This is a genomic window from Bdellovibrio sp. 22V (assembly GCF_030169785.1).
GTDB lineage: Bacteria > Bdellovibrionota > Bdellovibrionia > Bdellovibrionales > Bdellovibrionaceae > Bdellovibrio.
In genome coordinates this window covers 1836810-1863671 of sequence record NZ_CP125854.1, presented here as the reverse complement: position 1 = coordinate 1863671, position 26862 = coordinate 1836810, and the positions used below count along the sequence as shown (strand labels likewise).

27 protein-coding genes are annotated in these 26862 nt (G+C 45.8%); 13 read left to right on the top strand and 14 right to left on the bottom strand.

Features of this window, described 5'->3' with window-relative positions; genetic code table 11:
* Nucleotides 1-34 precede the first annotated feature (34 nt).
* The 6 genes from tolQ to QJS83_RS08920 are packed head-to-tail and all read left to right on the top strand — an operon-like array spanning nucleotide 35 to nucleotide 6395.
* On the top strand, nucleotides 35-775 hold the full coding sequence (gene tolQ / locus QJS83_RS08945; protein WP_284604160.1) for a protein TolQ: 741 nt from the start codon (nucleotides 35-37) through the stop codon (nucleotides 773-775).
* Nucleotides 776-777: 2 nt separating this feature from the next.
* Nucleotides 778-1197: an ExbD/TolR family protein gene (locus tag QJS83_RS08940; RefSeq protein ID WP_284604159.1), complete on the top strand. Its 420-nt coding sequence runs from the start codon at nucleotides 778-780 to the stop codon at nucleotides 1195-1197.
* Nucleotides 1194-2039, top strand: a complete 846-nt coding sequence (locus QJS83_RS08935) for a TonB family protein (protein WP_284604158.1) — start codon at nucleotides 1194-1196, stop codon at nucleotides 2037-2039. The genes QJS83_RS08940 and QJS83_RS08935 overlap by 4 nt, the downstream gene beginning before the upstream one ends.
* Before the next feature lie 10 nt (nucleotides 2040-2049).
* On the top strand, nucleotides 2050-3432 hold the full coding sequence (locus tag QJS83_RS08930) for a translocation protein TolB (protein ID WP_284604157.1): 1383 nt from the start codon (nucleotides 2050-2052) through the stop codon (nucleotides 3430-3432).
* Entirely contained in the window at nucleotides 3425-5728 is a 2304-nt protein-coding gene (locus QJS83_RS08925) for a [protein-PII] uridylyltransferase family protein (protein ID WP_284604156.1), read from the top strand. Before QJS83_RS08930 ends, QJS83_RS08925 begins: the two co-directional genes overlap by 8 nt.
* Nucleotides 5729-5762: 34 nt before the next feature.
* Nucleotides 5763-6395, top strand: coding sequence for a peptidylprolyl isomerase (locus QJS83_RS08920; protein WP_284604155.1), 633 nt, complete (start codon nucleotides 5763-5765; stop codon nucleotides 6393-6395).
* Nucleotides 6396-6460: 65 nt separating this feature from the next.
* Here QJS83_RS08920 and QJS83_RS08915 read toward each other — a convergent pair whose 3' ends face one another.
* From QJS83_RS08915 to QJS83_RS08900, 4 genes are read right to left on the bottom strand one after another with little or no spacing between them, the layout of a single operon-like run.
* Nucleotides 6461-6916 (bottom strand): DUF4430 domain-containing protein, encoded by a 456-nt coding sequence (locus QJS83_RS08915; protein ID WP_284604154.1) that lies wholly within the window; start codon nucleotides 6914-6916, stop codon nucleotides 6461-6463.
* A 58-nt stretch (nucleotides 6917-6974) separates the two neighbouring features.
* Nucleotides 6975-7328, bottom strand: coding sequence for a thioredoxin (trxA, locus tag QJS83_RS08910; RefSeq protein WP_284604153.1), 354 nt, complete (start codon nucleotides 7326-7328; stop codon nucleotides 6975-6977).
* A 21-nt stretch (nucleotides 7329-7349) separates the two neighbouring features.
* Nucleotides 7350-7703, bottom strand: coding sequence for a hypothetical protein (locus QJS83_RS08905; protein WP_284604152.1), 354 nt, complete (start codon nucleotides 7701-7703; stop codon nucleotides 7350-7352).
* A complete protein-coding gene (locus QJS83_RS08900) occupies nucleotides 7703-8560 on the bottom strand; it encodes a L,D-transpeptidase (RefSeq protein WP_284604151.1) in 858 nt (285 codons plus the stop codon). The genes QJS83_RS08905 and QJS83_RS08900 overlap by 1 nt, the downstream gene beginning before the upstream one ends.
* Nucleotides 8561-8787: 227 nt before the next feature.
* Between QJS83_RS08900 and QJS83_RS08895 the strand changes: the two genes are divergently transcribed.
* Nucleotides 8788-11613 (top strand): hypothetical protein, encoded by a 2826-nt coding sequence (locus QJS83_RS08895; protein ID WP_284604150.1) that lies wholly within the window; start codon nucleotides 8788-8790, stop codon nucleotides 11611-11613.
* A 160-nt stretch (nucleotides 11614-11773) separates the two neighbouring features.
* Nucleotides 11774-12448: a hypothetical protein gene (locus QJS83_RS08890; protein WP_284604148.1), complete on the top strand. Its 675-nt coding sequence runs from the start codon at nucleotides 11774-11776 to the stop codon at nucleotides 12446-12448.
* A gap of 57 nt (nucleotides 12449-12505) precedes the next feature.
* Here QJS83_RS08890 and QJS83_RS08885 read toward each other — a convergent pair whose 3' ends face one another.
* Together QJS83_RS08885 and QJS83_RS08880 are read right to left on the bottom strand one after the other, a co-directional pair.
* The gene (locus QJS83_RS08885; protein ID WP_284604147.1) at nucleotides 12506-13258 is read right to left on the bottom strand and encodes a flagellar motor protein MotB; all 753 of its coding nucleotides are present in this window, start codon (nucleotides 13256-13258) and stop codon (nucleotides 12506-12508) included.
* A gap of 12 nt (nucleotides 13259-13270) precedes the next feature.
* A complete protein-coding gene (locus tag QJS83_RS08880; RefSeq protein ID WP_284604146.1) occupies nucleotides 13271-14023 on the bottom strand; it encodes a flagellar motor protein in 753 nt (250 codons plus the stop codon).
* 93 nt (nucleotides 14024-14116) lie between these two features.
* Here QJS83_RS08880 and QJS83_RS08875 point away from each other — a divergent pair, with 93 nt between their 5' ends.
* The 4 genes from QJS83_RS08875 to QJS83_RS08860 are packed head-to-tail and all read left to right on the top strand — an operon-like array spanning nucleotide 14117 to nucleotide 16910.
* Nucleotides 14117-14701, top strand: a complete 585-nt coding sequence (locus tag QJS83_RS08875) for a phosphatase PAP2 family protein (RefSeq protein ID WP_284604145.1) — start codon at nucleotides 14117-14119, stop codon at nucleotides 14699-14701.
* Nucleotides 14698-15684: an NAD-dependent epimerase/dehydratase family protein gene (locus QJS83_RS08870; protein ID WP_284604144.1), complete on the top strand. Its 987-nt coding sequence runs from the start codon at nucleotides 14698-14700 to the stop codon at nucleotides 15682-15684. Before QJS83_RS08875 ends, QJS83_RS08870 begins: the two co-directional genes overlap by 4 nt.
* Before the next feature lie 6 nt (nucleotides 15685-15690).
* Entirely contained in the window at nucleotides 15691-16506 is an 816-nt protein-coding gene (gene mtgA / locus QJS83_RS08865; RefSeq protein WP_284604143.1) for a monofunctional biosynthetic peptidoglycan transglycosylase, read from the top strand.
* Nucleotides 16503-16910, top strand: a complete 408-nt coding sequence (locus tag QJS83_RS08860; RefSeq protein ID WP_284604142.1) for a 2-thiouracil desulfurase family protein — start codon at nucleotides 16503-16505, stop codon at nucleotides 16908-16910. The genes mtgA and QJS83_RS08860 overlap by 4 nt, the downstream gene beginning before the upstream one ends.
* A gap of 1 nt (nucleotide 16911) precedes the next feature.
* Here the strand turns inward: QJS83_RS08860 and QJS83_RS08855 are convergent, their stop codons facing one another.
* The 6 genes from QJS83_RS08855 to lysC form a co-directional block, all read right to left on the bottom strand.
* Nucleotides 16912-17700, bottom strand: coding sequence for an ABC transporter permease (locus tag QJS83_RS08855; RefSeq protein WP_284604141.1), 789 nt, complete (start codon nucleotides 17698-17700; stop codon nucleotides 16912-16914).
* A 1-nt stretch (nucleotide 17701) separates the two neighbouring features.
* A complete protein-coding gene (locus QJS83_RS08850; protein ID WP_284604140.1) occupies nucleotides 17702-18628 on the bottom strand; it encodes an ABC transporter ATP-binding protein in 927 nt (308 codons plus the stop codon).
* On the bottom strand, nucleotides 18628-20442 hold the full coding sequence (gene typA, locus QJS83_RS08845) for a translational GTPase TypA (RefSeq protein WP_284604139.1): 1815 nt from the start codon (nucleotides 20440-20442) through the stop codon (nucleotides 18628-18630). The genes QJS83_RS08850 and typA overlap by 1 nt, the downstream gene beginning before the upstream one ends.
* A gap of 86 nt (nucleotides 20443-20528) precedes the next feature.
* A complete protein-coding gene (gene dusB / locus QJS83_RS08840; protein WP_284604138.1) occupies nucleotides 20529-21542 on the bottom strand; it encodes a tRNA dihydrouridine synthase DusB in 1014 nt (337 codons plus the stop codon).
* Between the two features lie 114 nt (nucleotides 21543-21656).
* Nucleotides 21657-22253: a nitroreductase family protein gene (locus QJS83_RS08835; RefSeq protein WP_284604137.1), complete on the bottom strand. Its 597-nt coding sequence runs from the start codon at nucleotides 22251-22253 to the stop codon at nucleotides 21657-21659.
* Nucleotides 22254-22298: 45 nt separating this feature from the next.
* Nucleotides 22299-23681 (bottom strand): lysine-sensitive aspartokinase 3, encoded by a 1383-nt coding sequence (gene lysC / locus QJS83_RS08830; protein ID WP_284604136.1) that lies wholly within the window; start codon nucleotides 23679-23681, stop codon nucleotides 22299-22301.
* 89 nt (nucleotides 23682-23770) lie between these two features.
* Between lysC and QJS83_RS08825 the strand changes: the two genes are divergently transcribed.
* Nucleotides 23771-24262, top strand: coding sequence for a hypothetical protein (locus QJS83_RS08825; protein WP_284604135.1), 492 nt, complete (start codon nucleotides 23771-23773; stop codon nucleotides 24260-24262).
* On the opposite strand, the gene mltG is transcribed toward QJS83_RS08825, so the two are convergent.
* Complete coding sequence (gene mltG / locus QJS83_RS08820) at nucleotides 24259-25341, bottom strand: endolytic transglycosylase MltG (RefSeq protein ID WP_284604134.1); 1083 nt, start codon at nucleotides 25339-25341, stop codon at nucleotides 24259-24261. The two genes, QJS83_RS08825 and mltG, sit on opposite strands and share 4 nt — an antisense overlap.
* The gene (locus tag QJS83_RS08815; RefSeq protein WP_284604133.1) at nucleotides 25341-26861 is read right to left on the bottom strand and encodes a succinylglutamate-semialdehyde dehydrogenase; all 1521 of its coding nucleotides are present in this window, start codon (nucleotides 26859-26861) and stop codon (nucleotides 25341-25343) included. Before QJS83_RS08815 ends, mltG begins: the two co-directional genes overlap by 1 nt.
* Between the last annotated feature and the right edge of the window lies 1 nt (nucleotide 26862).

Genomic DNA, 26862 nt, shown 5'->3' with positions numbered 1-26862 from the left:
GGATGCAACTGCGTCCTTCATCGGAGGTCAAAATATGTCCGCTCTAACATTTGTTAATGTGGCTCAGGCCGCACCCTCTGTGTCAGTGAATACAAGTTCCATTGATGCGATTTTTCAGGCCAGCCCCATTGTGCAATTGACGTTGATCATCTTGATCGCGCTTTCTGTTTTTTGTTGGGCTATCGGATACAGCAAATTCCAGACATTCAAAAAAATGAAAACGTCTGACGATCTTTTCCTGACGAAGTTTTGGAAAGTGAATTCCCTGGACACTCTTTTTGAAGATATCGATCAATATAAAGACTCTTCCATCGCACGCGTGTTCAAGGCGGCTTATCTTGAAATGAAAAAGATCTCTGAGTCTCCTCTTCTGGCAAAAACAGAAGGCGACAAACCGATCTTGTCGGGTCTTGATAATCTTGAGCGTATTTTGAATAAGGCCTCTGAAAATGAAATCGCCAAGTTAGAATCGCGCTTGACGGTTCTTGCAACGACGGGAAGCACTGGTCCTTTTATCGGTCTTTTCGGTACGGTTTGGGGGATCATGGGATCTTTCCATAAAATCGGCCAAACAGGTTCTGCAAGTTTGGCCGTCGTGGCTCCGGGTATTTCGGAAGCTTTGATCGCGACGGCGATCGGTCTTGCGGCTGCGATCCCAGCGGTTGTTCTTTACAACAGCTTCATCTCAAAAATTCGCAAGCAGGAAATTTCCATTAATAACTTCAACGCTGACTTCCTGAACATTGTTAAACGCAACTTCTTTCAAGGAAACTAAGCATGGGAATGAGTAATGGCGGCGGCGGAAAAAGCCGAGCGACATTAAGCGAGATCAACGTGACGCCTCTTGTGGACGTCATGCTTGTTTTGCTTATCATGTTCATGGTGACAACTCCTTTGATGCAACAAGGGATTGAAGTGGATCTTCCGAAGACCTCTTCTTCGGGAGTTGAACTTAACGAAGAGCCTTTTGTTCTTGTGATTGGGCCGGATCAAAAAATGACTATCGCAAAACAAAAAATTGCGATGGGGGACATCCGCACAAAGCTCAAAGCCATCTTCGAGCATAAAAAGAACAAACAGGTTTATATCCAAGCAGACCGCAAAGTGGATTATGGCTTCGTCGCGGAAGCCATGGCGGAAGTTCGTGCTGCTGGGATCTTTAATATCGGGCTAATCACGCAACCTAAAGACCAGTGAACTATATCGAGCAAGAACCAGAAAGAGATGAGCAACTTTTCCGCGGCGTAGGGGTTTCCTTCGCCGTGCATGCTCTTATTTTGTCTTTCTTTATCTTGAAGGCTGCGTTCTTTACTCCCGAAGCTATCGACTTTACGCAAGCGATCCGCGTCGACATGGTGGGCTTGCCTGATAAAGTTGCGCAACTGCCGCAAACACCTGCCAAAGAAGAAGCCAAACAAACTTTGCCGGATAAAGATCCCGTTCAGGAAAAACCTGTAGAGAAAACTCCGGAGAAGCCGCCGGAAAAAGTGGTCGAGAAAAAAGCTCCAGCACCAAAGCCTGAGCCCGTAAAGCCCGTCGCGAAAAAAGACGACGGTATTAATATTGAAAAAGTAAAATCGAAACAGCAAAGTGCTATTGAGAAATTAAAGGCCATGGCCGCTCTTGAAAAGATCAAAGAAGATGTCGCGGCAGAAAAAAAGAAGACTCCTCCCGGTAACGGTAAATCCGCAAATGGCGGACAAGTCGTAAAGGGAAATGTCCTTTCTCCCGGAACCTCGCTGACCGGCCTGACGAAACTTCAGCACGACAGCTACGCTGCTGATTTAGATCGCCATATCAAACAATCCTGGGCTTTACCTGAGTGGCTCGCGAAAAGAGACTTCAAAGCCCAAGCGAAAGTGTTTATTGATTCCCGTGGTAATATCCTTGGCAGAAAAATTGTTAAATCCAGTGGTAACCCCAGTTACGATGAAGAAGTTCTAGCGACAATTGATCGCGCCGCTCCTTATCCGGCACCTCCGGAAAAGTTCTTGGCGATTGTATCTGTCGATGGAATTCTAATCGGGTTCCCAGAATAAGGAGGACATCATGATGAAGCATTTAATGGCCTTGCTCCTCGTCCTTGGCCTTTCCCCGCTTTTTGCTCAAGCGCAAGAAAACGGTATCTATATTAAGCTTGGTGAAGCGCGCACGAAAAAAAGTATGTTGGCGTTTCCACCCTTGCAATATTTTGGTTCTCCCTCAACGGCTTCGAAATATCAGTCTGTCGGCGTTGAGCTTTTTAATACAATCACAAATGACTTAACGGTTTCTTCCTATTTTCAGTTCATCAGTCAAAGTGCTTTTCTTGAAGACACGGCAAAAACCGGTTTGATGCCGGCACCAGGCGCTCCGAACGGATTTAAGTTTCAAAGCTGGTCTGCGATCGGAACGGACTTCTTGATCCGTGCTGGATACTCGATCGTGGGCAATGAAGTGACTTTGGAAACTTACACGTATCACGTGCCACGCGCGAATTTGATTCTCGGCAAGAAATATAAAGGCCCTCTTTCCAGCGCTCGTCGTATCGCTCATACATTCACCAATGACGTGATGAAAGCATTGACCGGCAAAGAAGGACCCTTCCTTTCGCGCATCGTTGTTTCGAGCGATCGTTCGGGTGGCGTTTCCAAAGAAATTTTTGTTATGGACTGGGATAGCGCGAATATGGAACAGGTTTCCAGCCACCGTAGTATCTCGATTTCTCCAGCTTGGTCTCCTGACGGAAAGAAAATCGCATATACGTCTTACGTAAAACGTGTGGGCGCGAAATTTAGAAATGCCGATATGCTTTTGTTAGACTTGGCAACAGGCCGTCGCTCGCTTGTCTCTTATCGCCAAGGTATTAATTCAGGTGCTTCGTTTTCACCGGATGGCCGTCATATTTATTTGACGATCTCTCAAGGTAACAGCCCTGATATTTACAAAATGACTTTGGATGGAAATCTTGTCGGCAAAATCACGAATGGACCTGCCGGAGCTATGAACGTAGAGCCAAACATGTCGCAAGACGGAAAGCTGACGTTCTCTTCCGACCGTGCGGGCCGCCCGATGATTTATACGGCGAATGCAGACGGCTCGAACGTGAAACGTATCACTTTCGCGGGAGTCTTCAACTCGTCTCCTTCCTGGTCTCCTGATGGCAAGAAGATCGCTTTTGCTGGACAAAGCGAAGATCATTTCGACATCTTCGTGATGAATGCCGACGGCACAGGAATGATTCGCCTCACTTCTGCGAAAAAGCCGAACGGGCGCTGGGCTAGTAACGAAGACCCTTCATTCTCGCCTGACGGACGCTTCGTGATGTACACAAGCAATCGCACTGGAAAAAATCAGATTTATATTTCAACTGTGGATGGCACGGAAGAGCGTCGTGTGACTAACGACAACCACAACTACTTCAAACCAAAATGGTCTGCCAACCTTGACTAATCTTCCCTTCGAGGAACAGGTAAGAAACGAGCGCAACGAGATTTGGTCTCGCTGCGCTCTTGCCGCAAAAAACAATTCGCTCCCCCCTGACCAGATTTGCAAAGAGTGGAGCGCTTCTTCCGATCTCCTTTTACAAAAGGCTTTTCAACAGTGTTTTCCTCAAGAAGGCGTCGCGCTTTTCGCCCTAGGAAAGTTGGGTTCTGAGGAATTAAATCTCAGCTCCGATGTCGACCTCCTCTTTGTTTCCCAAAACGAAAATACTTCTTTGCTGTCATCTCTTCGTCGTTTTCAAAAAATATTGAACGACAGAACCGCGCAAGGTTTTGTTTTTCGTGTGGACTTTGATTTACGCCCCGGAGGCAAACAAGGCCCTCTGATCCCGACGCTGGATCAGTTCAAAGATTATTACGGTAATTATGGGGAAACTTGGGAGCGCCTTGCTTTCGTTCGCCTCCGCCCGCTCTGTGGCGATGCAAAGATTCAAAACGAGGTGGTTTCTTTTGCGAAAAAATTTTCATTTCGCAAACATCTTGATTTCACTCTGCTAGAAGATCTTAAGAGCCTTCGTTCAAAAATTCAGAATCACTATTGGACTCGCACGCAAGAAGATGTCGTTGATCTTAAACTTGGCATTGGCGGCATACGCGACGTCGAACTTTTCACGCACGCTTTACAGGTCATCCACGGAGGCAAAGATTCGTCTTTGCAAGTTCATGGGACTTCGGAAGCCCTGCTGCTTTTAGAAGGTAAAAATATTCTTCCCTCTGAGGAAGCGCAATTTTTAAGAGACCACTATTGGAATCTGCGCCGTCTGGAAAACTACGTTCAAGCTTTGCATGACGAACAAACACACCTGCTCAAAACTCAAGACTCGCATCCCGGCTTTGTAACGGCTGCGATGACGAAGTTAAATGCGGAAATGAATCGCTGCGATCAGATCGTCAAATCTTTGTTAGGCGAAGCTCCAGAAGAGGTTTCTCTTGAGGAGGAACTGCAAAAAACGGGAATTTCCGAAGCGGATTTAGAAGAACTGTGGCAAGAAATTTTAGATCAACAAGTTCTGTCGCGGAATAAAGGACGGGATGAAGCGGCTCGCAAAGCTTTTCTTTCGGCTTTTCTTGAAACCTTGCAGGAACAAAAAGGCGATATCCGCCGTGGTCTTTTGCTGCTCAAAGATTTTATTCGTGGGACACGCGCGAAGGCGACGTTCTTTTCATTGCTTTTACGTGAAAAAGCTCTGCTTGAAGAACTTGCATGGCTGTTCGGTCACTCCCCTTATTTGTCACGCATACTCTGCAACCGCCCGGAGCTGCTTGATAGCTTTGTCTATCGCGCTCAAGACAAACCGGCGGAAGATTTAGGCACTCTTTTAGAAGAGCTTGCGGAAAAGCGTCTTCTCTCTGAAGTCATTAACGGTAGTGCTTATTTGGAAGATAAAGATTTATCTTCCCTTGTAACGAATCTAACTTCCACCGCCGACGCTATTGTCGAATCATTATTAAACGCTCTGAAGAAAGACTATCCGTCTGAAATTCGTATTCTTGCTTTAGGCAAGTGGGGCGGCCAGGAACTGGGTTTTCGTTCTGACCTGGATTTTATTTTTGTCGTTCCTGACGAGCCCTCTGAAAATGATTTTAAGATTTCCAAACGATTTATTACGCGGCTAACGGAGGCGCATCGAGGCGGTAACATCTATAATATTGATATGCGCTTACGTCCTTCGGGAAAAGCAGGCCCCATCGTTATCTCTGAAAAAGATCTGCGTGAGTATTTAGCGACTGAAGCCGGCGCTTGGGAACGACAGGCTTACCTCAAAGCTCGTTGGATCGGAAACTCTTCGCACCCGATGATGGATTCTTTTATCTCTCGTGGACTTTCAACGGAAGAGCTTCAAGAGTTGGAAAAAATCCGTCTCCAACTTATCTCGACTTCTTCGGCGATGAATTTAAAGTTCAGTGAAGGGGGATTAGTGGATATCGAATTGGCGGCGCAAACCTTTGTGCTTTTCAATAAGGTTCGTCCGTTATCGTCTTCCACGCGAGATCTTATTGATTGTTTGGGGCACAAAGCCTCTGCCTTAAAGCACAACTATGAACGTCTGCGTCAGATTGAACAGATGCTTCAACTTGTAGCGTCAGAATCCTTGCTCGAACTGCAGTTAAAACATGAGTCCTTTCAGGCGCTTGCCTTAGCGCTTCATTTGACTCCTTCTGCTCTTCAAAATGAAGTCGCCGAGCTTCTTGCGGCCAATATCACTCTATTGAAGGAACTTGACCCTCGCAGGCAGCCTCACTAATAGTGAAAGGGTTGCACAAAAGTCAGGAGAAAAAATGTCGAAGAATATCGATATTAAAAAGGTATTTTGGATCTACCTTTTTGCATTCTTGTTAGCGGCTTTCAGTTTCCGCGCAGATGCAAAGACCGAAACAAAAGCGACTAAGAAGGGAAATAAAGAGATGTTCGCAATTTTCGAAACTTCAAAAGGCAATTTCAAAGTTAAATTCTTCAACGAGACAGCTCCAAAAACTGTCGAAAACTTCGTAGGCCTTGCAGAAGGTACAAAAGAATGGACAGACCCAAAAACTGGCCAAAAAGTTAAGAAGCCTTTCTATGACGGTTTGACTTTCCACCGCGTTATCAAAGATTTCATGATCCAAGGTGGTTGCCCACTAGGAAATGGTACTGGCGGCCCTGGTTTCCGTTTCGAAGACGAGTTTGCTCCAAATGCTCCGAAACATTCTAAGCCTGGCATCTTGTCTATGGCGAATGCGGGTCCAAACACTAACGGATCTCAATTCTTTGTTACAACTGTTCCAACTCCTTGGTTGGATGGCCGTCACACTGTTTTCGGTGAAGTTGTAGAGGGGATGGATGTCGTTCACTCTATCGAGAATTCTAAAACAGGTCCTATGGATCGCCCAGCTGAAACTGTTGTGATCAAACACGTTAAAATCGTGAAGTAGTTTTTAGTCCAAGTTTAAAACTAAAAAGCCCGCTGTCTCCAGCGGGCTTTTTTTATTTCGAAAACTTATTTTTTACAGAACTGATCCGCCTTGATCCAATACGCCGGGGAACAGTAATCATCCAACCACTCGTTGTTCTTGTTCGTTGAATATGCGTAATACCAAATCAATGCGTCTGTTTGCTTTCCGAAGTTCACTTTGTGAGGCATCTCGGCAGGTTGCTTTCCATTCACTGTATAACACCAGCCATAAGCTCTGAGTTCCGTATCAGAAACAACTTCTACAGAATCAATTCCTGTCGGAGTGCTGATAATAGAATTAAAACCTTCCGCTGAACCGATATAAGGGATTTTATTCGCCTCAAGGATTTGCACAGTGATGTCACCCACGGATTTGGCGAGGTCGATGGCAACCTCACCTTGCACTACCGGTTTATCATCGCAGGGACCGTATACTTTCCAAGTAATGGCGTTTGCCGAAAGAGCTAGAAATATTGAAAAAAGAAAGACAGTCGTTTTCATACCGACTGTCTAACCGATCTCTTCTGAAAGAGAAATCAGAAAAATAGAATAGAAGAATTTACTCTGGATTTTCGCGTCGAACTTGTTCCATATCGACTTCTTTGGCTTTCGTCACAATCTCTTCTAGAACATCCTCTGGGAGTGCTCCAGGCTGTGCGAAGATAATATGGCCCTCTTTAATGACCATCAAAGTCGGAATCGACATAATTTCAAAATTCGCGGCAAGTTCTTGCTGAGCTTCGGTATCTACTTTTGCAAACACTACATCAGAATGCTTGTTCGCAACAGCATCGAAGATCGGCGCAAAACGTTTACAAGGACCGCACCATTCAGCCCAGAAATCGATAATGACCAATTGGTTTTTCTCGACAGTGTCTTTGATATTTTCCTTGGTCATTTCCATGACAGCCATGGTGAGTCTCCTTGCAGAAGTTTACTTATCTCTTCTTTTAGCAACTTCCTCTTCCCTTAGCAAAGGGAGCTTTTCGATAAGAGTAAACTCTGCGCCGACGTAATCACGTTTTTTAGTTTTAAACGTCTTTAAGTCGAGATTGATGCCGGCCGCCTTGTGCAGGGCCTCCGGAGTCACAACATTCGGCCCTACGCCAGGCTCTTTGATGATGACTATTTCGAAAGTGTCAGAGCTTTCATCATAGAAATCGACGTCGATCTTTGTATCTTTGGCAATGCTCAAGCTTTCATCGACAGCTTGTTTTTTATCCGCGGCTTTTTCGGCTGCGAAAGCATTCACTGACAAAAGAACTGAAAGAATAATTGCGAATTTCATTATCGGCTTCCTCTGTTATCTGATTCACTACCACCGCTGCCACCGTAACTGCCGCCGCCACCGCTTTTTGTGCGGTAGTTGTATTTAGCACGACCGCCGCTGGCTTGTGCTGCCGCATTAACCGCTAACGGTTCTGGATCACAGCGAGGTTCGAAACCTGAGTTGTCACTGCAATTGCGGCTCGGAGTATCTCCGAAATAGTTATACACAAGAGAGCCCACGCCAAGAAGTTCTTTGAGATCTTGGAACTCACTGAATGGAACGCCTGTGCATCCCCATGAGCTCGCCGTACCTGGGTTTGCAGCTCCATGAATCAGGATACCACGATCCCCTAGACTGTTTTGCCCGCAAAGGCCCGCAAGTCCGATCGAGTTGTTGTCATTATATCTCGATCCGTAAAGGTGGCGAGCTGTGATATGAAAACCTGGTGGCGTCTTTTTGGAATTGTCAGTGCTACACGCTTCCATTCTGCCGGAGCGGTCACTGCCAACACCCCAAGAAATTGGCATTGCGCGAATGCACTTTCCCTCTTGGTTGAAGACATACATTCTTGGCGGGCCATCGCCAGAATAATCGTTAATGGCGATTCTTTTTCCCGGCGCCAGGCGCGCCGTCGCACAGGTATTCGTAAAGTGCTGTGCTTCGGAAAAAGCTTTCTTCACTTGGCTTGGCAAAGGACCGCAATCCCCTGCTCCCAACTGAAAGAAACTCGAAACAGGAGTGGCAGGGACGGATGTCGCCTGGGCCATCTTGACCTGGTTTGAGTCGTCGTTTGCATCAATGGTTTTAACTCTTCGAGTGAAGGCGAACGCATCGCCTGCAATCAGGATCGATAGAATAAGGATTAGTTTCTTCATATTTATTTAAGTCTATCGGCTTCAAAACCATTTTGGGAAATTTCTTCGGAGAAAGATGAACAATTCGTTCGCTTAAGTTACAGGAGTCGCTTTTATTTTAGACAGGGCGGTGACCATCTACGTCTTTGTCTCATTCTGAGATGCATACCAGTCCAGTTAATTGGACCTGAGGGGCCCAAAGCTTGCTTCTATTCACCATGAGACGAAGTCGTCTTGAGGAGTTAACCATGAAATGGTTCAAGCTTTTTCGCACTATTTTAGCCTTTACTGCGACCTTTAATATGGTGGTTTCGCCGGTCTTGGCAGCGGAATGGACTGAGCAAGAGAAAGCGAAGCTTGCACAGTATCGCGATTACCTTGAGCCTCTTGGCTATCGTTTAACTTTGGATGAAAACTCCAAGAAAGCCCTGGTTTACGATAAAGCCACAAACAAACTGGCGATGGAAATCCCTTTCGCCGAACAATCAACTTTAAGAAAATTTTCTCCAAAATCATTGAATAAAATGATGATGGACGAAATGATGCGCGTGAAAGCGGCGAACAAAGCTTCCTGGTCCCACGCAGTTAGAAATCTTCCCGCGGAATCAGCGATCTTTTTCGTAGCCATGGGTGCCGTGGTCGCAGGTCAGTTGATCACAAACTACTCGCAAAACCCGCTCGCTATGCAACAACACATCGATCACTCCCTTTCTCCGTTGGGAGTTTTTGGATTCTTCACCTTCATGTATTCTCAAGGCGTAACGTCCAACGTTCTTGCCATGTACATGAAAAATCCGAAGTTCCACCACATGATTCCATATCTTGGAATGACGGTGGGAGCGTTCTTGCAAACATATCTTTCGCAAGTGGCTTCTGATCCGAACGTTATGGCGTGTGCAAAAACAATGATCGGAAAACAGCTCACTGAAAAAGACAAAGCCACCGGCATCGACGAAGATCCTTGTTCAAAGGCTTACGAATATCTTGTTCTTCATAAGAAGATCTGGGAATTCGCGCCAGGTATCGTTTCAATGTTGATTTCATCAGGCTTGGCCGGTGTCGCACAATCCGTTGTAACAAAAACAGTATTGCGCGTTACAGGCGTTGATATCGCCTTGTGGTTGGTACCAGGCACGATGCACTTGAAAGGCATCCGTCTTCTTCTTGTAAAAGGTCTGCAAATCACAGCTTTCGTTGCAATTGACATGTGGTTGAACCGTCATGTCGTCTATGCCTGGAAAAACATGTATGACGGCGCTGAGTTTTATGATCTGAATGACCGTCTGAATGAGCAGATGAATAAGCTTAAGAAAGCTCAATGGAATGCTGACGACAAAGATTTACAGGCCGAGCTGAAGCTCTTCAGAAAGAAAATGACTGAATGGCGTATGATGAATATGTCCGAGGTTTACGAAGCTCACCAAAATTGGTCGACGGCCTTGCAACAGCTTACAAGTATGTTTAATACGAGCTACTCCTTCTATGACTTCATGGTGGGCGAAATCCGCAATGCTCGCTTTGAACAATCCACACCAAGCCCGTTGCTTACGACAGATCCATTAAGTGGCATCAAGGCAAAAGATTTGGCTCCGGGCAAAGAAGACCTTTATTTCACTCAGCCACAGTTTGTGGAAAGCATGCAGATTGATACAGTGAATGATGCTATGGCACTTGCCGACCAGCTTATCGCGGGAGACGGCAAATATCTTTATGCGCCTGAAAAGAAGAAAATTGCAGAGATTTTAGGTAAAATTCGCTCGGGCGATAAAAATAAAATCGGTGAAGGCATCCGTGAGTTGATTGCTGCAAAGAAAACAGCGGCCATGAGCCCGGCTTCCTCTCACAACTACTTCCAAATTCTTAACAAGATTCACGCTGCCATGGGAAATCCAGAACCGGCTGCGGGTCCTGGACAAGGCTTCCTGAATGCTTATGCGAAAGCTCCGTCAAATGCGGAGACGTTGAACGGCGTGAACTACTACCGCAAAGTAGGTCTATTCTATACTCCGAAAATCACGGATTACTTGCTCTTGCAAATGATCTGCGGACCTGACGTGGAGAACGGCGAAAAGGTTGTTAAAAAATCTTCGGGATTCCCGTCTGTATTCTTGCCACCACAAATCAAAAATGGCCAAGACGAGTTCAGCGAATGTGATGGCGTGACTGCCGCGGCGACTGTAGATCGTTTCTATAACTGGCCGGTAAAAACAGCCACCAAAAAACAATACAATGGCTTTGTAACTTATCTTGTAAATGAAGCACGCTCTTCTGTGGTTGGAAACGCAGACAACTCGAATTTCCAACAATGGTGGACAACAAAAACTGAAGCCCAAATGCAAAAGGCTTTTGCAGAATACGCAAAAAGTTATGACGAGATCGTCACGAAGCTTGTAAAAGCGGTTTACTATCCAGGCCGCAGTTTCTTTAACGGCCGTCCTATCGTAAACAGCCCGTGGAAGACAATTAAACTTTACATCTCTTCTGAGGCGCGTGAGCGTTATGCCAACGGCGGTCCGATTTACAACGGTGGCATGAATTCCGCTTTCCAAGAAGAGCGTGTTTACCTTGCCTTGTTGGGTGAACTTTTGAAGCCTTCGAAAGATTTCAAAGTCGATATGGCAAAGATTCTTGAACAATCTCCGACTCTTCCGATTTTGAAAGAAGTTGAGAATCAATTTTCGATTCTTAATGGCTTGATGAAACGAATCAAAGTAACAGAAGTAGAAGGCCGCGATGTTGTTCAGTCTGATCTTGAAAACTATCAGCTTGAGGAGCAACTGCAAAATATCCAGGCGGCGCTTACAAAAGTATCGACGGCATTGGGTGTAGGCGATGCTCAAGAAGGCGCCGTTGTGAAGTTGAACAAACAACAGCGTGACCTGGCTGTAACCGCTCTTGAACAGCTTCAATCCTTGGCTTCGGAAGTTATGATGTACGGAAGTATGGCAAACGCTGTTAGCTGGGAAAAGATCCGCAACTTGAAACAGGTCAGTATGCAAGAGCAGAAGTTTAACAACGAAATCCAAGCGAAATTAGCTGCGATGAGAGGTCTCTCCGTCATGGGGAAACAATAAATGTTTCAATGTGAAACACCTCTTATAGGCGCTAACAATTTTTGCCTTCTCAACAGTTCTTATACAGATGCGGAGGCTAAAAACGCATTAGTTAAATCCGGAGTTGGTAAGGCCTTTGCTCTGTTTGTCTATGTCGAGATTTATTAATTAGGGAGATTATATGAAAAAGATCTTTGTTGTTGGAATGGTTGTTTTAAGTGCTTCTTTTGCTTCTGCCGCAGGCGTTGCAAAGTCGCCTCGTGAATTGCTTGTTGATTACACGAAACAAGCTAAAGAACATGTTTACGGGACTGCCGGCTCCGCAAAAGGTTTGAACGGTTCGGCTCTTAACAGCACCAAAGAAACGCTTTTAAAGCATCTCGAAATGCCCGCTATGACCGGCAAACTCCGCCCGGCATTGAGCGGTAAATCCGGCGCTGAGCGCATGGACAGCCTCGTTACTATTATCGCTGCCAAAAAAATGAGTGTTGAAATCGGAAAGAAAGACGCGGCCGAAGGCCAATCTATCGAATCCGCTGCAAACGCGAGCGTTAAATTGATCGCAAACGCAGACACTGTCGGCGCGAAGGCAAGTAAAGATCTTTCTAAAGAAGAAGCTTCTCTTGTCGGCGAAGCTTTGACGAAAGCAGAAGCTCTTCCAACAAGAATTCTAACGGAGTTCTCTAAAGCGGAAAGAGATTCTTATACTCAAGTTATCGAAAAATACGACCAATTGAACCAATCTGGCTCAAGCAAGTCTGCGGAAGACAACTTCGTCCAAGCAATTATGGAAGTGAAAAAAGTAGACCGCACGAAAGCTTTGGAAATCGCACGCAAACTTAAAGAGTGCGTATAGTTCGATCGATTCCTAATTAAATCTCCAAATTAAAAAAGCCGGGTTCCGCCCGGCTTTTTATATTTCAACCTTCTTGTCGTCGGTGACTATAAAAATCTCTATCCGCCGATTCATCGCGCGATGATCTTCATTATCGTTAGGAACAATCGGCTTTTGATCTCCGTAAGAAAGAGCGACAAATCTTTTCGGATCCAGTTTGTGATACTTCACAAAGTAGCGAACGACCGCCGTGGCCCTGCCGCCGGCAAGCTCCCAGTTGCTTGGAAACATCGGATCGGCAATGGGGATATCATCCGTGTGGCCTTCAATAATAATGCGTTTTTTATTGCTCTTAAGAACTTCTGCGACCTTGTCTAAAGAATCCAATGCCGACATTTTCAGCTTGGCAGAGCCTTCCGGGAAAAAAGTGGACGCCGCTAAGGCGATGCGAACTCCGACAGCATCATGATAAATATCTTGAATTGCTTTTTTCTTTTGCTCTCCGTCCATCGACTTATCCAGGGATCTTTCCACATAGTCTTCAACTTCTTGTGGTCCACCCTTTTTTGGATAGTTTCCTACGGGCATCGTCAATTCCATGATGGCATCTTCTAAAGCGTTTGTTTCGCCACCTGAACCCTGGCCTCTGCCTGTCAGATGCAGTTCCAGTTTAATAGAGTCTTCAAATTCTTTTTGTTTTTCCTCGTTTTCCGTGGAGGTCGCGTACATCACGACAAAGAATGCAAAGAGCAACGTAATGAAGTCGGCATAAGATACCAGCCAACGTTCATGATTTTCGTGCTCCTCATGTTTCTTGTGTTTCTTTGCCATGAAGAGTTGTTCCTACTTTTGATCCGGGGCGAGAAAAGCATGCAGCTTTTGTTCAAGAACAACAGGATTCATTCCGCTGGCAATAAGAAGTCCGCCTTCCAAGATCATTTGTTTTTCGCGAGAAACAGACTGCGCATAACGCTTGAGCTTATTTCCCATAGGAAGGAACAGAAGATTGGCCGAGCTTACGCCATAAACAGTCGCAACGAACGCAACGGCAATACCCGCACCCAGTTTACTTGTGTCCGTCAAATTTCCCATTACGTGAATCAAACCCAACACGGCACCTATGATTCCAATAGTGGGTGCGAAGCCTCCCGCATCGGTCCAAATTTTTGCACCAGCAAGAAGTTCTTCCTCTTCCGTTTGAATCTGTGTTTCAAAAATATCGCGGATCGTTTCAACTTCAACACCATCTACGACGTTTCTTAAGACACCCTTAAAAAGAGGGTCGTTGATGCGGTTGATTCTTGGTTCCAAAGACAAAAGAGATTCTTTCTTCGCGATACGCGCGCAATCGACGATCTCTTGAATTTGATTTTTAATTGGAGTTTTTTCGCTCTTAAAAGCTTTTTTCGCAAGCTGCAGACCCGTCTTTAAGTCTTTTTCGGAACTGGAAACCATCACGGCTCCGATTGTTCCTGCCATTACGATGATGAACGCCGTGAGCTGCATCAAGGAACTCATATGGCCGCCTTCTAAAAGATTGCCAAGAAGAATTCCACCAAAGCCCACGAGGAGCCCTAACACTGTTGCTTTATCCATAAACAAAATGATGCCACAGCGAATAGTCGTCTGACACTTGGACCTTATGAAGACCTAGACTTTTTGCGAGCGTAAAATTAAGGTAAAGTACCGATGATGCTCGATTTTATTCTTAGTCTCGACAAGAGCCTTTTTATCCTCGTGAATTCTCAATGGACTGCGCCTTGGGCCGACCAGTTTTTTCCGTTTATTACGGATTTACACAAGACCCCTTTTTTCAAAGCTATTATCGTTCCTTTGGTGCTGGGTCTTTTCGTTTGGCGCCGGGGCTTAAAAAAAGGACTTCTGATTTTCTTTTTTTGCATCCTATCCGTTTTAATCTCTGACGGTATTGGCAACTGGGCTTTCAAAAAAACAGTTGAACGGCCGAGGCCTGCCAACACTGCAAATCTCACAGTTCAAGTTCGCGCGCCTTTTGGCGGCTACAGTTTTGTCTCGAATCACGCGACCAATATGTTCAGTTTTGCGGGCTACACCAGCGCGATGTTTCCGCCAGCGGCGGTTCCCCTTTATACTCTCGCGACGCTTGTCGCCTATAGCCGCGTTTACAACGGGGTGCATTTCCCGACGGACGTTATTTGCGGAGGCCTCTTAGGCCTGATTGTCGGAGTCTTCTTTGCCCGGCTCTGCCAACGACTCATTCGAAAAATGGAATCAGAAGGGACAGCAACAACATGAAGATACTCGTTACTGGCGCTAATGGTTTTTTAGGAAGCTGGGTTACTCGCGCCCTTGTTAATGAAGGTCATCACGTCTATGCCTTGGTCCGTCCTAAAAGCGATATCTCTGAACTTTCCGGCGTAAATTGCAAATACGTTCATGGCGATGTGACAGACGTTCATTCGTTATTAGAAGCTTTTAAAGGTGTAGACACCGTTTTCCATTTGGCAGGAGTCATCGCCTACAAAAAATCAGAGCGGGCCCTTATGGATAAAGTAAACGTTCAAGGGACAGCGAACGTCGTCTCTGTTTGCCGGGAACATAAAGTCCGCCGTCTTGTTTATTTGTCATCTGTCGTGGCTATCGGCGCGGGATACACCCCCCAAGACGTTATGAACGAAGACTCCCCTTACAATATTTCTGATCTCAACTTAGGTTACTTCGAAACCAAACACGAAGCCGAGATTCTTGTAAAAAAAGCCTGCGATAAAGGCGAAATCGACGCTGTTATTTTGAATCCCTCTACAATTTACGGAGCTGGCGACGCCAAAAAAGGCAGCCGCAAAATGCAGGTGAAGGTCGCGCAAGGAAAGTTCAAATTTTATACTTCCGGCGGGGTTAACGTTGTCGCCGTTGAAGACGTTGTTCAGGGTATTTTGAGCGCCTGGAAGAAAGGTCGTAAGGGAGAACGCTACATCCTTGCGGGTGAAAATATTCTCATCAAAGACCTTTTCGCTATGATCGCCGCCGAAGCTGGAGTAAAAGCTCCTTCACATCAATTGCCAGATAGTTTTTTACACCTGCTAGGTGCAACAGGCGATTTGATGGATAAGATGGGACTAAAAGGTCCGATCAGCCGCGAGAACGCTTACACCTCCACTATGTATCATTGGTTTGATTCTAGTAAGGCGCAAAGAGAGTTGGACTTTAAACCTCGGCCTGCGCGTGAAGCTATTCACAACAGCGTTCAGTGGATGAAAGATCATCACTTGCTTTCGTAGGACTGAATGAAGAGCGTTGTATTTTTCTTTTTAGGCGTTTTTACTTTGATGGCACTGGCCGCTTCTGCGGTTTTGACGTGGTTGCCTTCGCAAAAAGATATTAAAGGATGTCTTGTTACAAAGATGTATCAAGTTCACCTTTGTCCTACCTCCAAAGATTATGTGCCGCTTCGTCAGATCTCTCCTTACCTGCAAAAGACCATCATCCTGACCGAGGATTCGAATTTCTGGAATCACAAAGGTTTTGATTGGGACGCGATCGAAAAAAACGCGCGCGAAGGCTGGGAAACCGGTGTTTTTAAGCGCGGCGGCTCGACGATCACGCAACAGCTTGCAAAGAACATGTTCCTTACTAAGGATCGCACCTTTATTCGCAAGGGCTTGGAAGCAATTATCACCGATCGCATTGAAAACACTCTCACGAAAAAAGAAATTCTAGAGCGTTATCTGAACGTCGTTGAGTTCGGCAAAGACATCTACGGTATTAAAGCAGCAGCGAAATATTACTTTAAGAAATCTCCCGCGGACCTCGATGTTGTCGAAAGTGCTTTTCTAGCCATGGTTCTTCCGAATCCTGTTAAATACTCTAAATCATATTACCGTAAAGAGCTGACTCCTTTCGCTGCCAAACGCATGAGCCGCATCGTCGAAGACATGTATCGCTATCATCGCATTTCCGAAGATGAATACATAACAGCGAGCTCTCAAGTGTCGTATTTCTTCCAACCAGAACCTCCTCCAGAAGAGATTGCGTCCCCGGATGAGCCGACTTTGACTTTGGAAGATTTAGAACAGGCCGAGATTGAGGGAAGCGAAGAATGAAGATCGTCTCTGCATGTCTTTCAGGAGTTCATTGTCGTTACGACTGCAAAGCGCAAGCGCGAACCCCTATTGAAGAGATGGTTCAAAAAGGCGAAGCCATTCCTGTTTGCCCCGAGCAAATGGGTGGGCTTTCAACTCCCCGTCCTCCGGCAGAAAGAATTGGCGATAAAGTCTTAACAAAAACGGGTGCTGATGTAACCGAGCAGTATCTTCGAGGTGCCGAGGAAGCCCTGAAGATCGCCAAGCTCTGCGGCGCTACGGAAGCTTTGCTGAAGTCAAAGTCCCCCATGTGTGGAGCTGATAAAATCTACGACGGCACATTTTCGGGAGCTCTGAAAGATGGCGATGGCATCTTTGCCGAACTCCTCAAAAAACACGGCATCAAAGTGACCGTTATCGACTGAATTATTTCAGAAGTTTTTTTCGAATGCGATAGAACGACACGTTCATACAAATCCACGTCGCAATTAAAAGAACCAAAACGTGTAAGGCCACCCACAACGTCGGTCCATGGTGCAAGACAGTTCTTACCGCAGCGACAGCGTGAGTGAGCGGAAACAGATACGCCACGTAACGAAGACCCGCAGGCAATTGCTCCAGGGGAAAATAAGTTCCACTCAAAAGACTCATCGGAACAATCAAGCCTGACGTTGAATAAATGAACGAGTCATAGTTTCTTGCGAAAGATGTAAAGATCATTCCGATGCAGGAAAACAAGGCCGACAATAAAAACAGAATCGGCAAAGCCAAAAGAATTCTATACGAATCAATCAAACCAAAGAAGAGGGCGACGACCGTCACACCCATAACACCGAAGAAACCTTTGCTCGCCGCCCACAAAAGCTCGCCGCCGACGATCTCTTCGGGTCCGATTCGGGTTAACATGATTGTGGCGTACGTTTTTTGATGTGTCAGCTTCGTATAGTTTCCGTAGGTCCCTTCAAAAAAAGCCACCATCATCGCAGTACTAGAAAGAAGAGCCGGAAAGAAAAACTCGATATACGACATTCCGCCCATGTTATTTACAAAGGCGCCTAATCCAAAACCGATGGCACCCAGATAAATAACCGGTTCAAGCACGATCCAGAAAAGAGAAACCAGCCACGTCTTCTTGAAATATAGAAAATTTCGCGACCATACTTGCATCGCACCGCTGTTCACTTTGGGGACAGAGAAATATTCTTTGAACTTCATTTTACTCATCCCTCAATTGATGTCCCGCCAATTTCAAGAACACATCGTTCAAGGTCGGTTTACGAATAAAAATCTTATCGCTGGCAATAAGATCCACAACACGACGGCCTTCCTGATTTTCTTTAACCAAAACAGACACGGTGTCTTTAATAACTTGATATGCAAAGCCTTCGGCGCGCAAACGGCCCAGGTAATAATTCAAATCCACTGGATTCGTATCAAACTCCACAACTTCTTTGCCGATCAACTCACGAATGAGATCCTTCGGTTTACCGACGGTAAGAATGCGACCATTATCGATAATCGCCACCCGATCGCACATCTGTTCGGCTTCTTCCATATAGTGAGTTGTCAGAACAAGAGTGCTTTTTTCAGATTTAAGATGCTTAAAGAAATCCCAGATCCAGATACGCGCCTGAGGATCCAAACCTGTTGTCGGCTCATCTAGGAAAATCACCTCTGGAGAGTTAATCAGTCCACGCGCAATAGCTAAACGGCGCTTCATGCCGCCGCTTAATGTTTCCACAGAGCGATCCTGGTATTCTTCAAGCTTCATCAAGCGCAAAAGAGCTTGAGCGCGAAGATCGGCTTCGGCCTTTGGAATATTATGAAAGCTGGCATAGACGAGAAGATTTTCAAGAACGGTGAAGTCGGGATCAAGGCCGTCCTCTTGCGGGACGACCCCTATGCGAGTTTTAATCTCGCGGTAATTTTTCTTAACATTCAAGCCGAGAACGTAAAGTTCCCCGCTTGTGACGAGGGCTGAGCAATACATCATTTTCATGGTTGTAGATTTGCCAGCCCCGTTTGGACCAAGAAGTCCGAAACATTCGCCTTTGTAAATTTCCAGATTTATTCCATCGACAGCGACTTTATCGTCGTATTTTTTGGTCAAATCTTTGATCTCAATGGCGACATTCGTACTCATTATTCCTTCGCTGCTCTCGCACGTTTATGCGGGTCTAGTTCACGGAGGCGAAGACGGATTGTCTTCGGAGTGACTTCAATCAACTCAGAATCCTTAATCCATTCCATCGCTCTTTCCAACGTCATCTTCTTCACAGGAACAAGACGGATAGCTTCATCAGAACCCGAAGCACGTACGTTCGTCAATTTTTTCTCACGAGTGATGTTCACTTCAAGGTCATTGTCCTTAGCGTGTTCACCCACGATCATACCTTCGTACACATCGTCACCGTGCTCAACCATCATGATCCCGCGCTCTTGCAAGTTCCAGATAGCGTAAGCTGTTGCCATACCTTTACGGTCAGAGATCATCGCACCATTCATACGGTGTTCGATCTCGCCACGGTAGTCATCCCAGCCGTCGAATTGCGTATTCAAAAGACCTGTACCGCGAGTATCAGTCAAGAATTCAGAACGGTAACCGATCAAACCGCGAGAAGGAATGCGGAACTCAAGACGTGTACGACCAGATCCTTTTTGAACCATGTTCGTCATGACACCCTTACGTTTACCAAGTTTTTCAGTCACAGCACCAACGAATTGGTCTTCGATATCGATAACCGCGATCTCCATTGGTTCTTTCTTTTTGCCGTCTTCTTCTTTGAAGACAACCGTCGGTTTAGAAACAAGAAGCTCGAAATTTTCACGGCGCATTTGCTCGATCAAAACGCCCAACTGCAACTCACCACGACCGATAACTTTGAACGCATCAGTGCTCTCAGTTTTTTCTACGCGGATCGCAACGTTGTACAAAAGTTCTCTTTCAAGACGCTCGATGATTTTACGGGAAGTTACGTTCTTACCATCCAAACCTGCGAACGGTCCGTTATTTACAGAGAACACCATTCCCACAGTGGGCTCTTCAACGCGGATACGTGGAAGAGGACGAGGATCTACAGCGGAAGTGATAGTGTCACCGATAGTGAAGTCTTCCATACCTGCGATAACGACGATGTCACCCGCACCAACTTCTTGTGCAGGAACTTGTGAATTCACTTTGTACTGGAACAATGCTGATACTTTTACTTTTTTCTGAGCATTCGCTTGAACGCAAAGAACTTCGTCACCAACTTTAATAGTACCGGCTTTCATACGACCGATCGCCAAACGACCTACGTAATCATTGTATGAAATGTTAGAAACCATAACTTGAAGCGGATGGTTTTCTTCGATTTGCGGAGGAGGAACCAAGTTTACGATAGCATCGTAAAGAACTTCCAAAGAACCTGTGTTTACGTTCGGATCCAAAGTCGCCATACCTTCACGCGCAATCGCGTAAACAGTGTGGAAGTCACATTGTTCTTCAGTTGCATCAAGGTCGATGAACAAATCGAAAAGTTCGTTATGAACTTCTTGAATACGCGCATCTGAACGGTCGATTTTATTGATACAAACGATAACTTTTTTGCCGCCCTCAAGAGCTTTCTTCAATACGAAACGTGTTTGAGGAAGTGGACCTTCGGAAGCGTCACAAAGAAGGATACAACCATCAACCATGTTCAAGATACGCTCAACTTCACCGCCGAAGTCACTATGGCCCGGAGTATCTACGATATTAACTTTAATATCTTTGTACATGAAAGAAGCGTTCTTCGCCGCGATCGTGATACCGCGTTCTTTTTCAAGATCCATGGAGTCCATCAAACGTTCTTCGACGTGTTCGTTGTCACGGAAAGTACCTGCTTGCTTAATCAAGTGGTCAACAAGCGTCGTCTTTCCGTGGTCGACGTGTGCGATGATAGCAATATTTCTAATTTTCTTTGGATCTTGAATCATATTTACCCTTCGTTATTTTTCAAAAACTTCAAAACACTAAATCTAAATTTCAAATTTCGCACTACAGGTTTCCGTTAGGCTCACAGCTACCCGTGACCACCCATGAGGAATTCTTCTTGGCTGGTGTCTTCTTGCTCAACATCGCCGATACTTGCGAAGAATTCATTCGCGAGGGCCATAATCTCTTCGTTGCTTTTGGATTGGAAAAGATTCTTTCTGAATTGTGCCGCTCCAGCATAACCTGTCGAGAACCACGCTGCAAACTTTCTGAGTTGGATGCCCGTGATGTGCTCATCACAATGCGCAACAATCTCAGTTTTCAAGTTGTTAAATAGACTCACATAGTCCCGTTTTACGTCTTTTAAGGATTCTCCACGCCACAAAGACAAGGCATCCATAAAAATAAACGGATTTTTAAGGCAACCTCGACCAATCATGACGCCATCACAGCCGGATTGTTCTAGTCGAAGGTTGGCCTGGCGAGGTGTGAGAATGTCTCCGTTTCCTAAAAGAGGAATTTTGGTTTTCGACTTCACATCGGCAATGAAATCCCAATCCGCAAGACCTGAATAACCTTGTGCGCGAGTACGACCATGGATCGCGACCCACTCCACACCTTCATTGTAAGCTATGTTGCAAATTTCAACAGCGTTGCGAGTGTTCGCGTCCCAGCCCGTGCGGATTTTGATTGTCAGAGGAATTTTGATCGCCGCCTTCACAGTGGAAACCATTTTTTGCACGGCCGCAGGATCTTTCAAAATCGCCGAACCCGCGCCTTTTTTAACAACCTTTGGAACGGGACAACCGAAGTTCAGATCCACAAAGTCACAGCCTTCCGCTTCAGCCACTTGTGCAGCGCGAGCGACAACTTCCGGCTCTTCACCAAAAAGTTGAATTCCGATAGGTCGTTGCGACTCATCGAAACTCATCAACTTCATCGTACGTTCTGATTTGTATTCAATACCGTTGGCACTCACAAGTTCCGTGACGACAACACTCGTATCAAGCTTCTTCATGAAAGTACGAAAAGCGTGATCCGTAATCCCTGCCATAGGAGCAAGGACAAAGGGATTTGTCTTAAGGGCTTGAACTGGATTCATAGGCAAACGGGTATAACAAAATCGTAATAAAAAAGGTACCCCTGTTTGCTAAAAAGGCCCTTTTTTCATGGGTTTAGGTACTTATAACGAATGTATTCGATCTGAGCCCCGGCCTTAGAGCCAGGTCACTCGGCCTTCTGTTTGCCGAGGGGCTTTGGGCGGATTGTGATCTGGATAACCGCACACCATCGCACAAAGAAGCTCGAGCTCGCCCCTTTGATATTCCGGAAGTTTGTCGACACCTAAAAACTTATCGACTTCTTCTTTGATCTCAAGCGGAGCTCCCATAGTGCAAGAGCCTAAGCCTTCCACAAGACATGCGAGGTTCATGTTTTCCACAGCCATATACACCGAGCCGATGCTCGTGTGATAGCGCTCTTCATTATCATTGTGCGAATACGCGAAGATAATGACAGGCGCATCGCCTAAAGTATAAAAAAATCTTTCCGTGAATTGGTACAACGAAGGCTTCAATCTTTGCGAAAGGATATCTTTAATCCCCAGCCACGATTTTTGCGAATACTTCAGATACTCATCGCGCTTAGCTCCTGTGACGACAAAGAACCTCCAGTTCTGACGATTCTTGCCTGAAGGCGCGTGCATTCCTGCCATAAGAATTTTTTCAATGATTTCTTTCGGCACAGCATCGGGTTTGTATTTACGAATGGATTTGCGCGATTCGATGAGCTGATAAAACTGTTCTTTTTCCATCTTTGGAACTCCTGTAGGAAAAAGGTACCTGGTACCTTTTTCTTTTTAGCCCATTTCTGCGGGGCCGGCTTCGATGAAACTTTCATGCAAGCGACGAATCGCTTCTGCACCGTGATCTTCATTCACAAGAAAGCAGAAATTGTGTTTGCTGGCACCCAAACAGATCATTCGCACGTTAATGTCAGAGATGACTTCGAAAATCTGTTTCCCCAATCCCGGCGTGTGATTGATGTTGTTGCCGATCAGCGAAATCAAAGAAAGATTTTCTTCGACTTGGACATCGGCGATCTGCGAAAGATCCGCGATTAATTTCCTGTTCAAAAGTGTCGAATCATCCAATGTCACGCTGACCGAAATTTCAGAAGTCGTGATGGCATCAATACTGACTTTATGATCGTTGAAAATTTTAAAAATCTGGAACAAGAAACCGTGCGCGTGCAACATTTCGGGCGTCGAGAGCGTGACGAGAACTTGTTTTTTACGCAAGGCCATCGCGCGAATCAGCGGATGGTCTTCAACATCCTTACGAACCCATGTGCCTTTGGCTTCAGGGTCGAAACTGGAGCCGACAAAAACCGGAATGTTCTTGCGAATCGCAGGAAGCAACGTCGCCGGGTGCAGAATCTTGGCGCCGAACGTTGCTAGTTCTGACGCTTCTTTAAAGGAAATTTCGCTAATGGGTTTGGCTTTTGAACATAAACGAGGATCCGTCGTCGCAATACCCGCTACATCCGTCCAAATTTCAAGAATATCGGCGGAAACTCCCTCTGCAAGAATGGCTGCAGAATAATCACTTCCTCCGCGACCCAACGTCGTAGTCATACCGTCTTCGGTCATCCCGATGTAACCTTGAGTGACTACAACTTTTTTTCCGTCGCGCAAGAAACCTAAGTGTTTTGCGCACAAAGACGCCACTTCAGAAGTGATAGGCTTTGCTTTCCCGAAGGATTCATCCGTACGAAGAACCGTTCTGACATCGAAAAGCTCGCTTGTTTTCTGCGAACCGTGCTTGCGCAAAACCTGGGTCATAGCTTCTGTGAATAAAACGGAAGACATTCTTTCACCGAGGCTCATCAGAGTATCCATGGCTTTCACAGAACAATCCTTAAGAAGATGAACACCTTTTGCTAAAGAGTTCATTTCTTCGAAAAGAACTTCCAGACGAGTCTGCGCTTCCGAGGAAATTTTTAGATCCTCCGCAATCTTCACATGCCTCGTATGAATCTTCGCAAGGATCTTTTCGGCTTCAGGCCATGCTTGTGCTTCTGCTGTTTTACCCAAAGAGATCAAATCATTCGTCGTTCCAGACGTCGCGGACACGGCAATGAGACTGGAACCTTGGCGAAAACTCACTTCAGCACTGCGAAGCATGCACTCAGCATCGCCCATGGACGTTCCACCAAATTTCGAAACGATCAACTTAGACACAAAATCTCCTCGGTCAAAGGCCTGACTTCTCTGAGATCTTATGCCTTTTCTGCTTTTTCATTCAATGACTTTTGTGGCAGACTTTGAACATGGTAACGACAGAATCTACTTTTAAGAAAAAGGAATTGGCCCTCATGGGTGTGCTAGCGCTAGTAGCAATGGCTCTAGTCACAGTGGCCGTGGTTCCTTCGCTGCGTATGAAGATCAAAGACGTTTTCTGGAGTTCTGATCGTGAAATCCTTGCGAAAGTAAACGGGAATATTGGCCCCCACGGCCCACAAATCACTGTTCTTAAGATAAAATCAAAAGCGGCACTCAGCTTGGAAGTTTATTCCAGTGACGGCGAAACCGGCCTGACTTTAATCGCTAAACTTCCGCTTTTTGAAACTCGTGATGGTTATTTTTTGCTTCAAGGAAATGCCACAAATCTGGCGTTAACGGATGTCGATAAGGATGGGACTTTGGAAATCGTCGCGCCCACCTATGATGAGCAAATGGTTCCGAGATTGAATATCTTCAGATACAATCCCGCGACAAAATCCTTCGATCGCGCCACCGCTCCCGAAGGATTTGAGCCTTAATTCTTAGTCGGACTGATAGCTTTCTTCTTAAGGTCTCGCCAAGACTTTCCTTCGCGAGCTTTGCTGTCGAGCTGGAACTTCTTTACGGCTTTCTGATGTCCCAGATAGTCTTCTGAAAACACGTGAGTACCGTCGTTTTGACTGACAAAGAACAGATAGCTGCTTTCTTGCGGTTTCATCGCCGCCAAGAGCGCTTCGCGGCCCGGATTCGCAATAGGTCCCGGTGGAAGCCCGTAAATCACGTAAGTGTTATAGCGAGTCGGCGTCAGCAAATCGTTTCTTGTGATATTAATTTCGATCTTTCCGGATTTTTCAGCCTTTCCATAAATGACTGTCGGATCCGTCTGAAGTCGCATTCTTTTTGCCAAACGATTGTGGAAGACTGAAGAAATCAAGGGTCTTTCTTCAGGAGCGCCGGTTTCTTTTTCAATGATGCTCGCCAAAGTCACAACTTGATGGCGGTCTAAACCCTGGATGACCCCCATGGGTTTCACCTCGTTGTACACGTACAAAAATCTTTTCACCATATTAGAGATCAAAGTTTTCGTGTCCGTGAATTTCGTCAGCATGTAAGTCTCTGGGAATAAATAACCCTCCAGAGTCTCGCGAGGTTCACCCAAAAGGGTTTGAATCAACTGCTGATCGCGAATCAATTGCATGAATTCCGTCGCAGTTCCAAAACCTTGTTTCTCGTAAAGATCGGCGATCTCGTAAGTGCTAAGACCTTCGCTCACAGTAAAGCTGCGAGCGACACTTTTTCCGGAAGTGATTGTGTCAAGAACCTCGGCTGGCACCATGTTCGTGCGCAAAAGATATTCGCCGACTTTTAATTTCGAGCGATCTCCTTTAAGACGCGCATACATGGAAAAAAAGAAGGCGTTTTTGATCAAGCCCTTTTGCTCAAGCTCGGTGGCAATGGAATTAAAGCCTTTTCCTGGGGTCACCTCGTAAATCACATCCTGAGCCACATCGCTAGGACGTGAATGCAAGAACTCATAACCCACGAAAGCGATGCTTCCGCCGATAGCGAGTCCCAAAGCAATAATTCCAAGAACAAAAACGACAACTGTCTTTTTCATTATTTCATATCCAAATTCATACCCGGCAAAATTTTTGTCGGATCAAAAGGTGTTGGATCTTCCAAGCTCGCTACAGGCACCGTGCAATACTGAATTGCAAAGTGCGCCGACGGACGATCATTACCCGATTTACCCATTCCACCAAATGGCAAACGTGAGCTTGCTCCGTTCGTCGTGCGGTTCCAGTTCAATAGACCCACGCGCGCCTTAAACAAAGCATCTTCATAAAGAGCCTTGTCTTTAGAAAAGAGCGCCATCACCAGTCCATATCCTGTGGAGTTTACAATTTCCATGGCGTGATCCCAATCGTCGGTTTGGTAAATCGCGACGTTAGGCCCGAAGATCTCGGATTTCTGATAAACGCTGTTTGGATCGAATTTTTTCACCAAATGAATTGAAGGAGTAACGTAGTAACCTTTGTGCTTCAAATCCAAAGCTTTACCGCGCATCAAACTTTCACAATTCTCACGATTCGCAATTTCTTGGAAGCGGATGTACTTTTCAACAGCCGCCGCGTTGATCAGCGTACCCATGAAAGTATTCTCGCTCCAGTGCCCGATCGTGAGTTTTTTCGCAGCTTGATAGAATCTTTCCGTGAATTCCTCGGCAATTTTCGGATGAAGAATAATACGGCTTGTTCCCGAGCAGCGCTGACCTGAAGTCATGTACGCGCCCACCAAACTTTCGTAAACAGCTTTATCTAAATCCGCATCATGCCATACCACCGTCGCGTTCTTGCCACCCATTTCAAGTGCAAGAATTTTCCAGTAGTGCGTGAGTGTCTCTTGTTTGATTTTAAGACCTACTTCGTAAGAACCCGTGAAGAGAATTCCATCCACGTGTTCATTGGCCACCAAGCGACCGCCTGCAGCTCCATCCCCTTGAACAAGATTGAAAACACCTTGGGGGAATTGAGCTTTTTCAAAAAGCTCCGCCATAAATTGGCCGACAGCGGGAGTTTGTTCAGAAGGTTTGAAGACAATCGTATTACCCGCAATCAAAGCTGGAATAATATGTCCGTTAGGAAGATGCGCCGGGAAGTTGAAAGGTCCAACAACTGCCATAACACCGCGAGAACGATGGCGAATCACACCTTCCACTTGCGGAAGAGCATTTGGAATTCTTTCGTCAGCAATCAGTTTAATGGACTGATTCAGAGTGATATCGATTTTTGCGCCCAAAGCTTTCGCTTCAGTCATCGCTTCCCAAGAAGGCTTTCCCGTATCACGAGAAATAATTTGCGCCATCTGCTCTGCATTCGCGTCAAAAAGTTCTTTCAGGCGCATCAAATAATTTTTGCGTTCGTCCATCGAAAGCATCGCCCAGGCAGGGTAAGCTTTCTTTGCAGCGACGCAAGCTTCGTCGATATGCTCGTGCTTAAACGGCACTGTCATAACCACGTCGTTAAGATCCGACGGACTGATGTCTTTAAATTCTCCATCTCCTTTGGAAACGGGAACAAAACGTCCGTTGATAAAGTCACCTTTGTATTTTACTTCGAAAATTTGGGTGGTGCTCATT

What these genes read in the sequence shown, in the direction of transcription:
- tolQ (WP_284604160.1), top strand. Translation starts at nt 35, where the DNA reads ATGTCCGCTCTAACATTTGTTAATGTGGCTCAGGCCGCACCCTCTGTG.
- QJS83_RS08940 (WP_284604159.1), top strand. Translation starts at nt 778, where the DNA reads ATGGGAATGAGTAATGGCGGCGGCGGAAAAAGCCGAGCGACATTAAGC.
- QJS83_RS08930 (WP_284604157.1), top strand. Translation starts at nt 2,050, where the DNA reads ATGATGAAGCATTTAATGGCCTTGCTCCTCGTCCTTGGCCTTTCCCCG.
- QJS83_RS08920 (WP_284604155.1), top strand. Translation starts at nt 5,763, where the DNA reads ATGTCGAAGAATATCGATATTAAAAAGGTATTTTGGATCTACCTTTTT.
- QJS83_RS08915 (WP_284604154.1), bottom strand. Translation starts at nt 6,916, where the DNA reads ATGAAAACGACTGTCTTTCTTTTTTCAATATTTCTAGCTCTTTCGGCA.
- trxA (WP_284604153.1), bottom strand. Translation starts at nt 7,328, where the DNA reads ATGGCTGTCATGGAAATGACCAAGGAAAATATCAAAGACACTGTCGAG.
- QJS83_RS08905 (WP_284604152.1), bottom strand. Translation starts at nt 7,703, where the DNA reads ATGAAATTCGCAATTATTCTTTCAGTTCTTTTGTCAGTGAATGCTTTC.
- QJS83_RS08900 (WP_284604151.1), bottom strand. Translation starts at nt 8,560, where the DNA reads ATGAAGAAACTAATCCTTATTCTATCGATCCTGATTGCAGGCGATGCG.
- QJS83_RS08895 (WP_284604150.1), top strand. Translation starts at nt 8,788, where the DNA reads ATGAAATGGTTCAAGCTTTTTCGCACTATTTTAGCCTTTACTGCGACC.
- QJS83_RS08890 (WP_284604148.1), top strand. Translation starts at nt 11,774, where the DNA reads ATGAAAAAGATCTTTGTTGTTGGAATGGTTGTTTTAAGTGCTTCTTTT.
- QJS83_RS08885 (WP_284604147.1), bottom strand. Translation starts at nt 13,258, where the DNA reads ATGGCAAAGAAACACAAGAAACATGAGGAGCACGAAAATCATGAACGT.
- QJS83_RS08880 (WP_284604146.1), bottom strand. Translation starts at nt 14,023, where the DNA reads ATGGATAAAGCAACAGTGTTAGGGCTCCTCGTGGGCTTTGGTGGAATT.
- QJS83_RS08875 (WP_284604145.1), top strand. Translation starts at nt 14,117, where the DNA reads ATGATGCTCGATTTTATTCTTAGTCTCGACAAGAGCCTTTTTATCCTC.
- QJS83_RS08870 (WP_284604144.1), top strand. Translation starts at nt 14,698, where the DNA reads ATGAAGATACTCGTTACTGGCGCTAATGGTTTTTTAGGAAGCTGGGTT.
- mtgA (WP_284604143.1), top strand. Translation starts at nt 15,691, where the DNA reads ATGAAGAGCGTTGTATTTTTCTTTTTAGGCGTTTTTACTTTGATGGCA.
- QJS83_RS08860 (WP_284604142.1), top strand. Translation starts at nt 16,503, where the DNA reads ATGAAGATCGTCTCTGCATGTCTTTCAGGAGTTCATTGTCGTTACGAC.
- QJS83_RS08855 (WP_284604141.1), bottom strand. Translation starts at nt 17,700, where the DNA reads ATGAAGTTCAAAGAATATTTCTCTGTCCCCAAAGTGAACAGCGGTGCG.
- QJS83_RS08850 (WP_284604140.1), bottom strand. Translation starts at nt 18,628, where the DNA reads ATGAGTACGAATGTCGCCATTGAGATCAAAGATTTGACCAAAAAATAC.
- typA (WP_284604139.1), bottom strand. Translation starts at nt 20,442, where the DNA reads ATGATTCAAGATCCAAAGAAAATTAGAAATATTGCTATCATCGCACAC.
- dusB (WP_284604138.1), bottom strand. Translation starts at nt 21,542, where the DNA reads ATGAATCCAGTTCAAGCCCTTAAGACAAATCCCTTTGTCCTTGCTCCT.
- QJS83_RS08835 (WP_284604137.1), bottom strand. Translation starts at nt 22,253, where the DNA reads ATGGAAAAAGAACAGTTTTATCAGCTCATCGAATCGCGCAAATCCATT.
- QJS83_RS08825 (WP_284604135.1), top strand. Translation starts at nt 23,771, where the DNA reads ATGGTAACGACAGAATCTACTTTTAAGAAAAAGGAATTGGCCCTCATG.
- mltG (WP_284604134.1), bottom strand. Translation starts at nt 25,341, where the DNA reads ATGAAAAAGACAGTTGTCGTTTTTGTTCTTGGAATTATTGCTTTGGGA.
- QJS83_RS08815 (WP_284604133.1), bottom strand. Translation starts at nt 26,861, where the DNA reads ATGAGCACCACCCAAATTTTCGAAGTAAAATACAAAGGTGACTTTATC.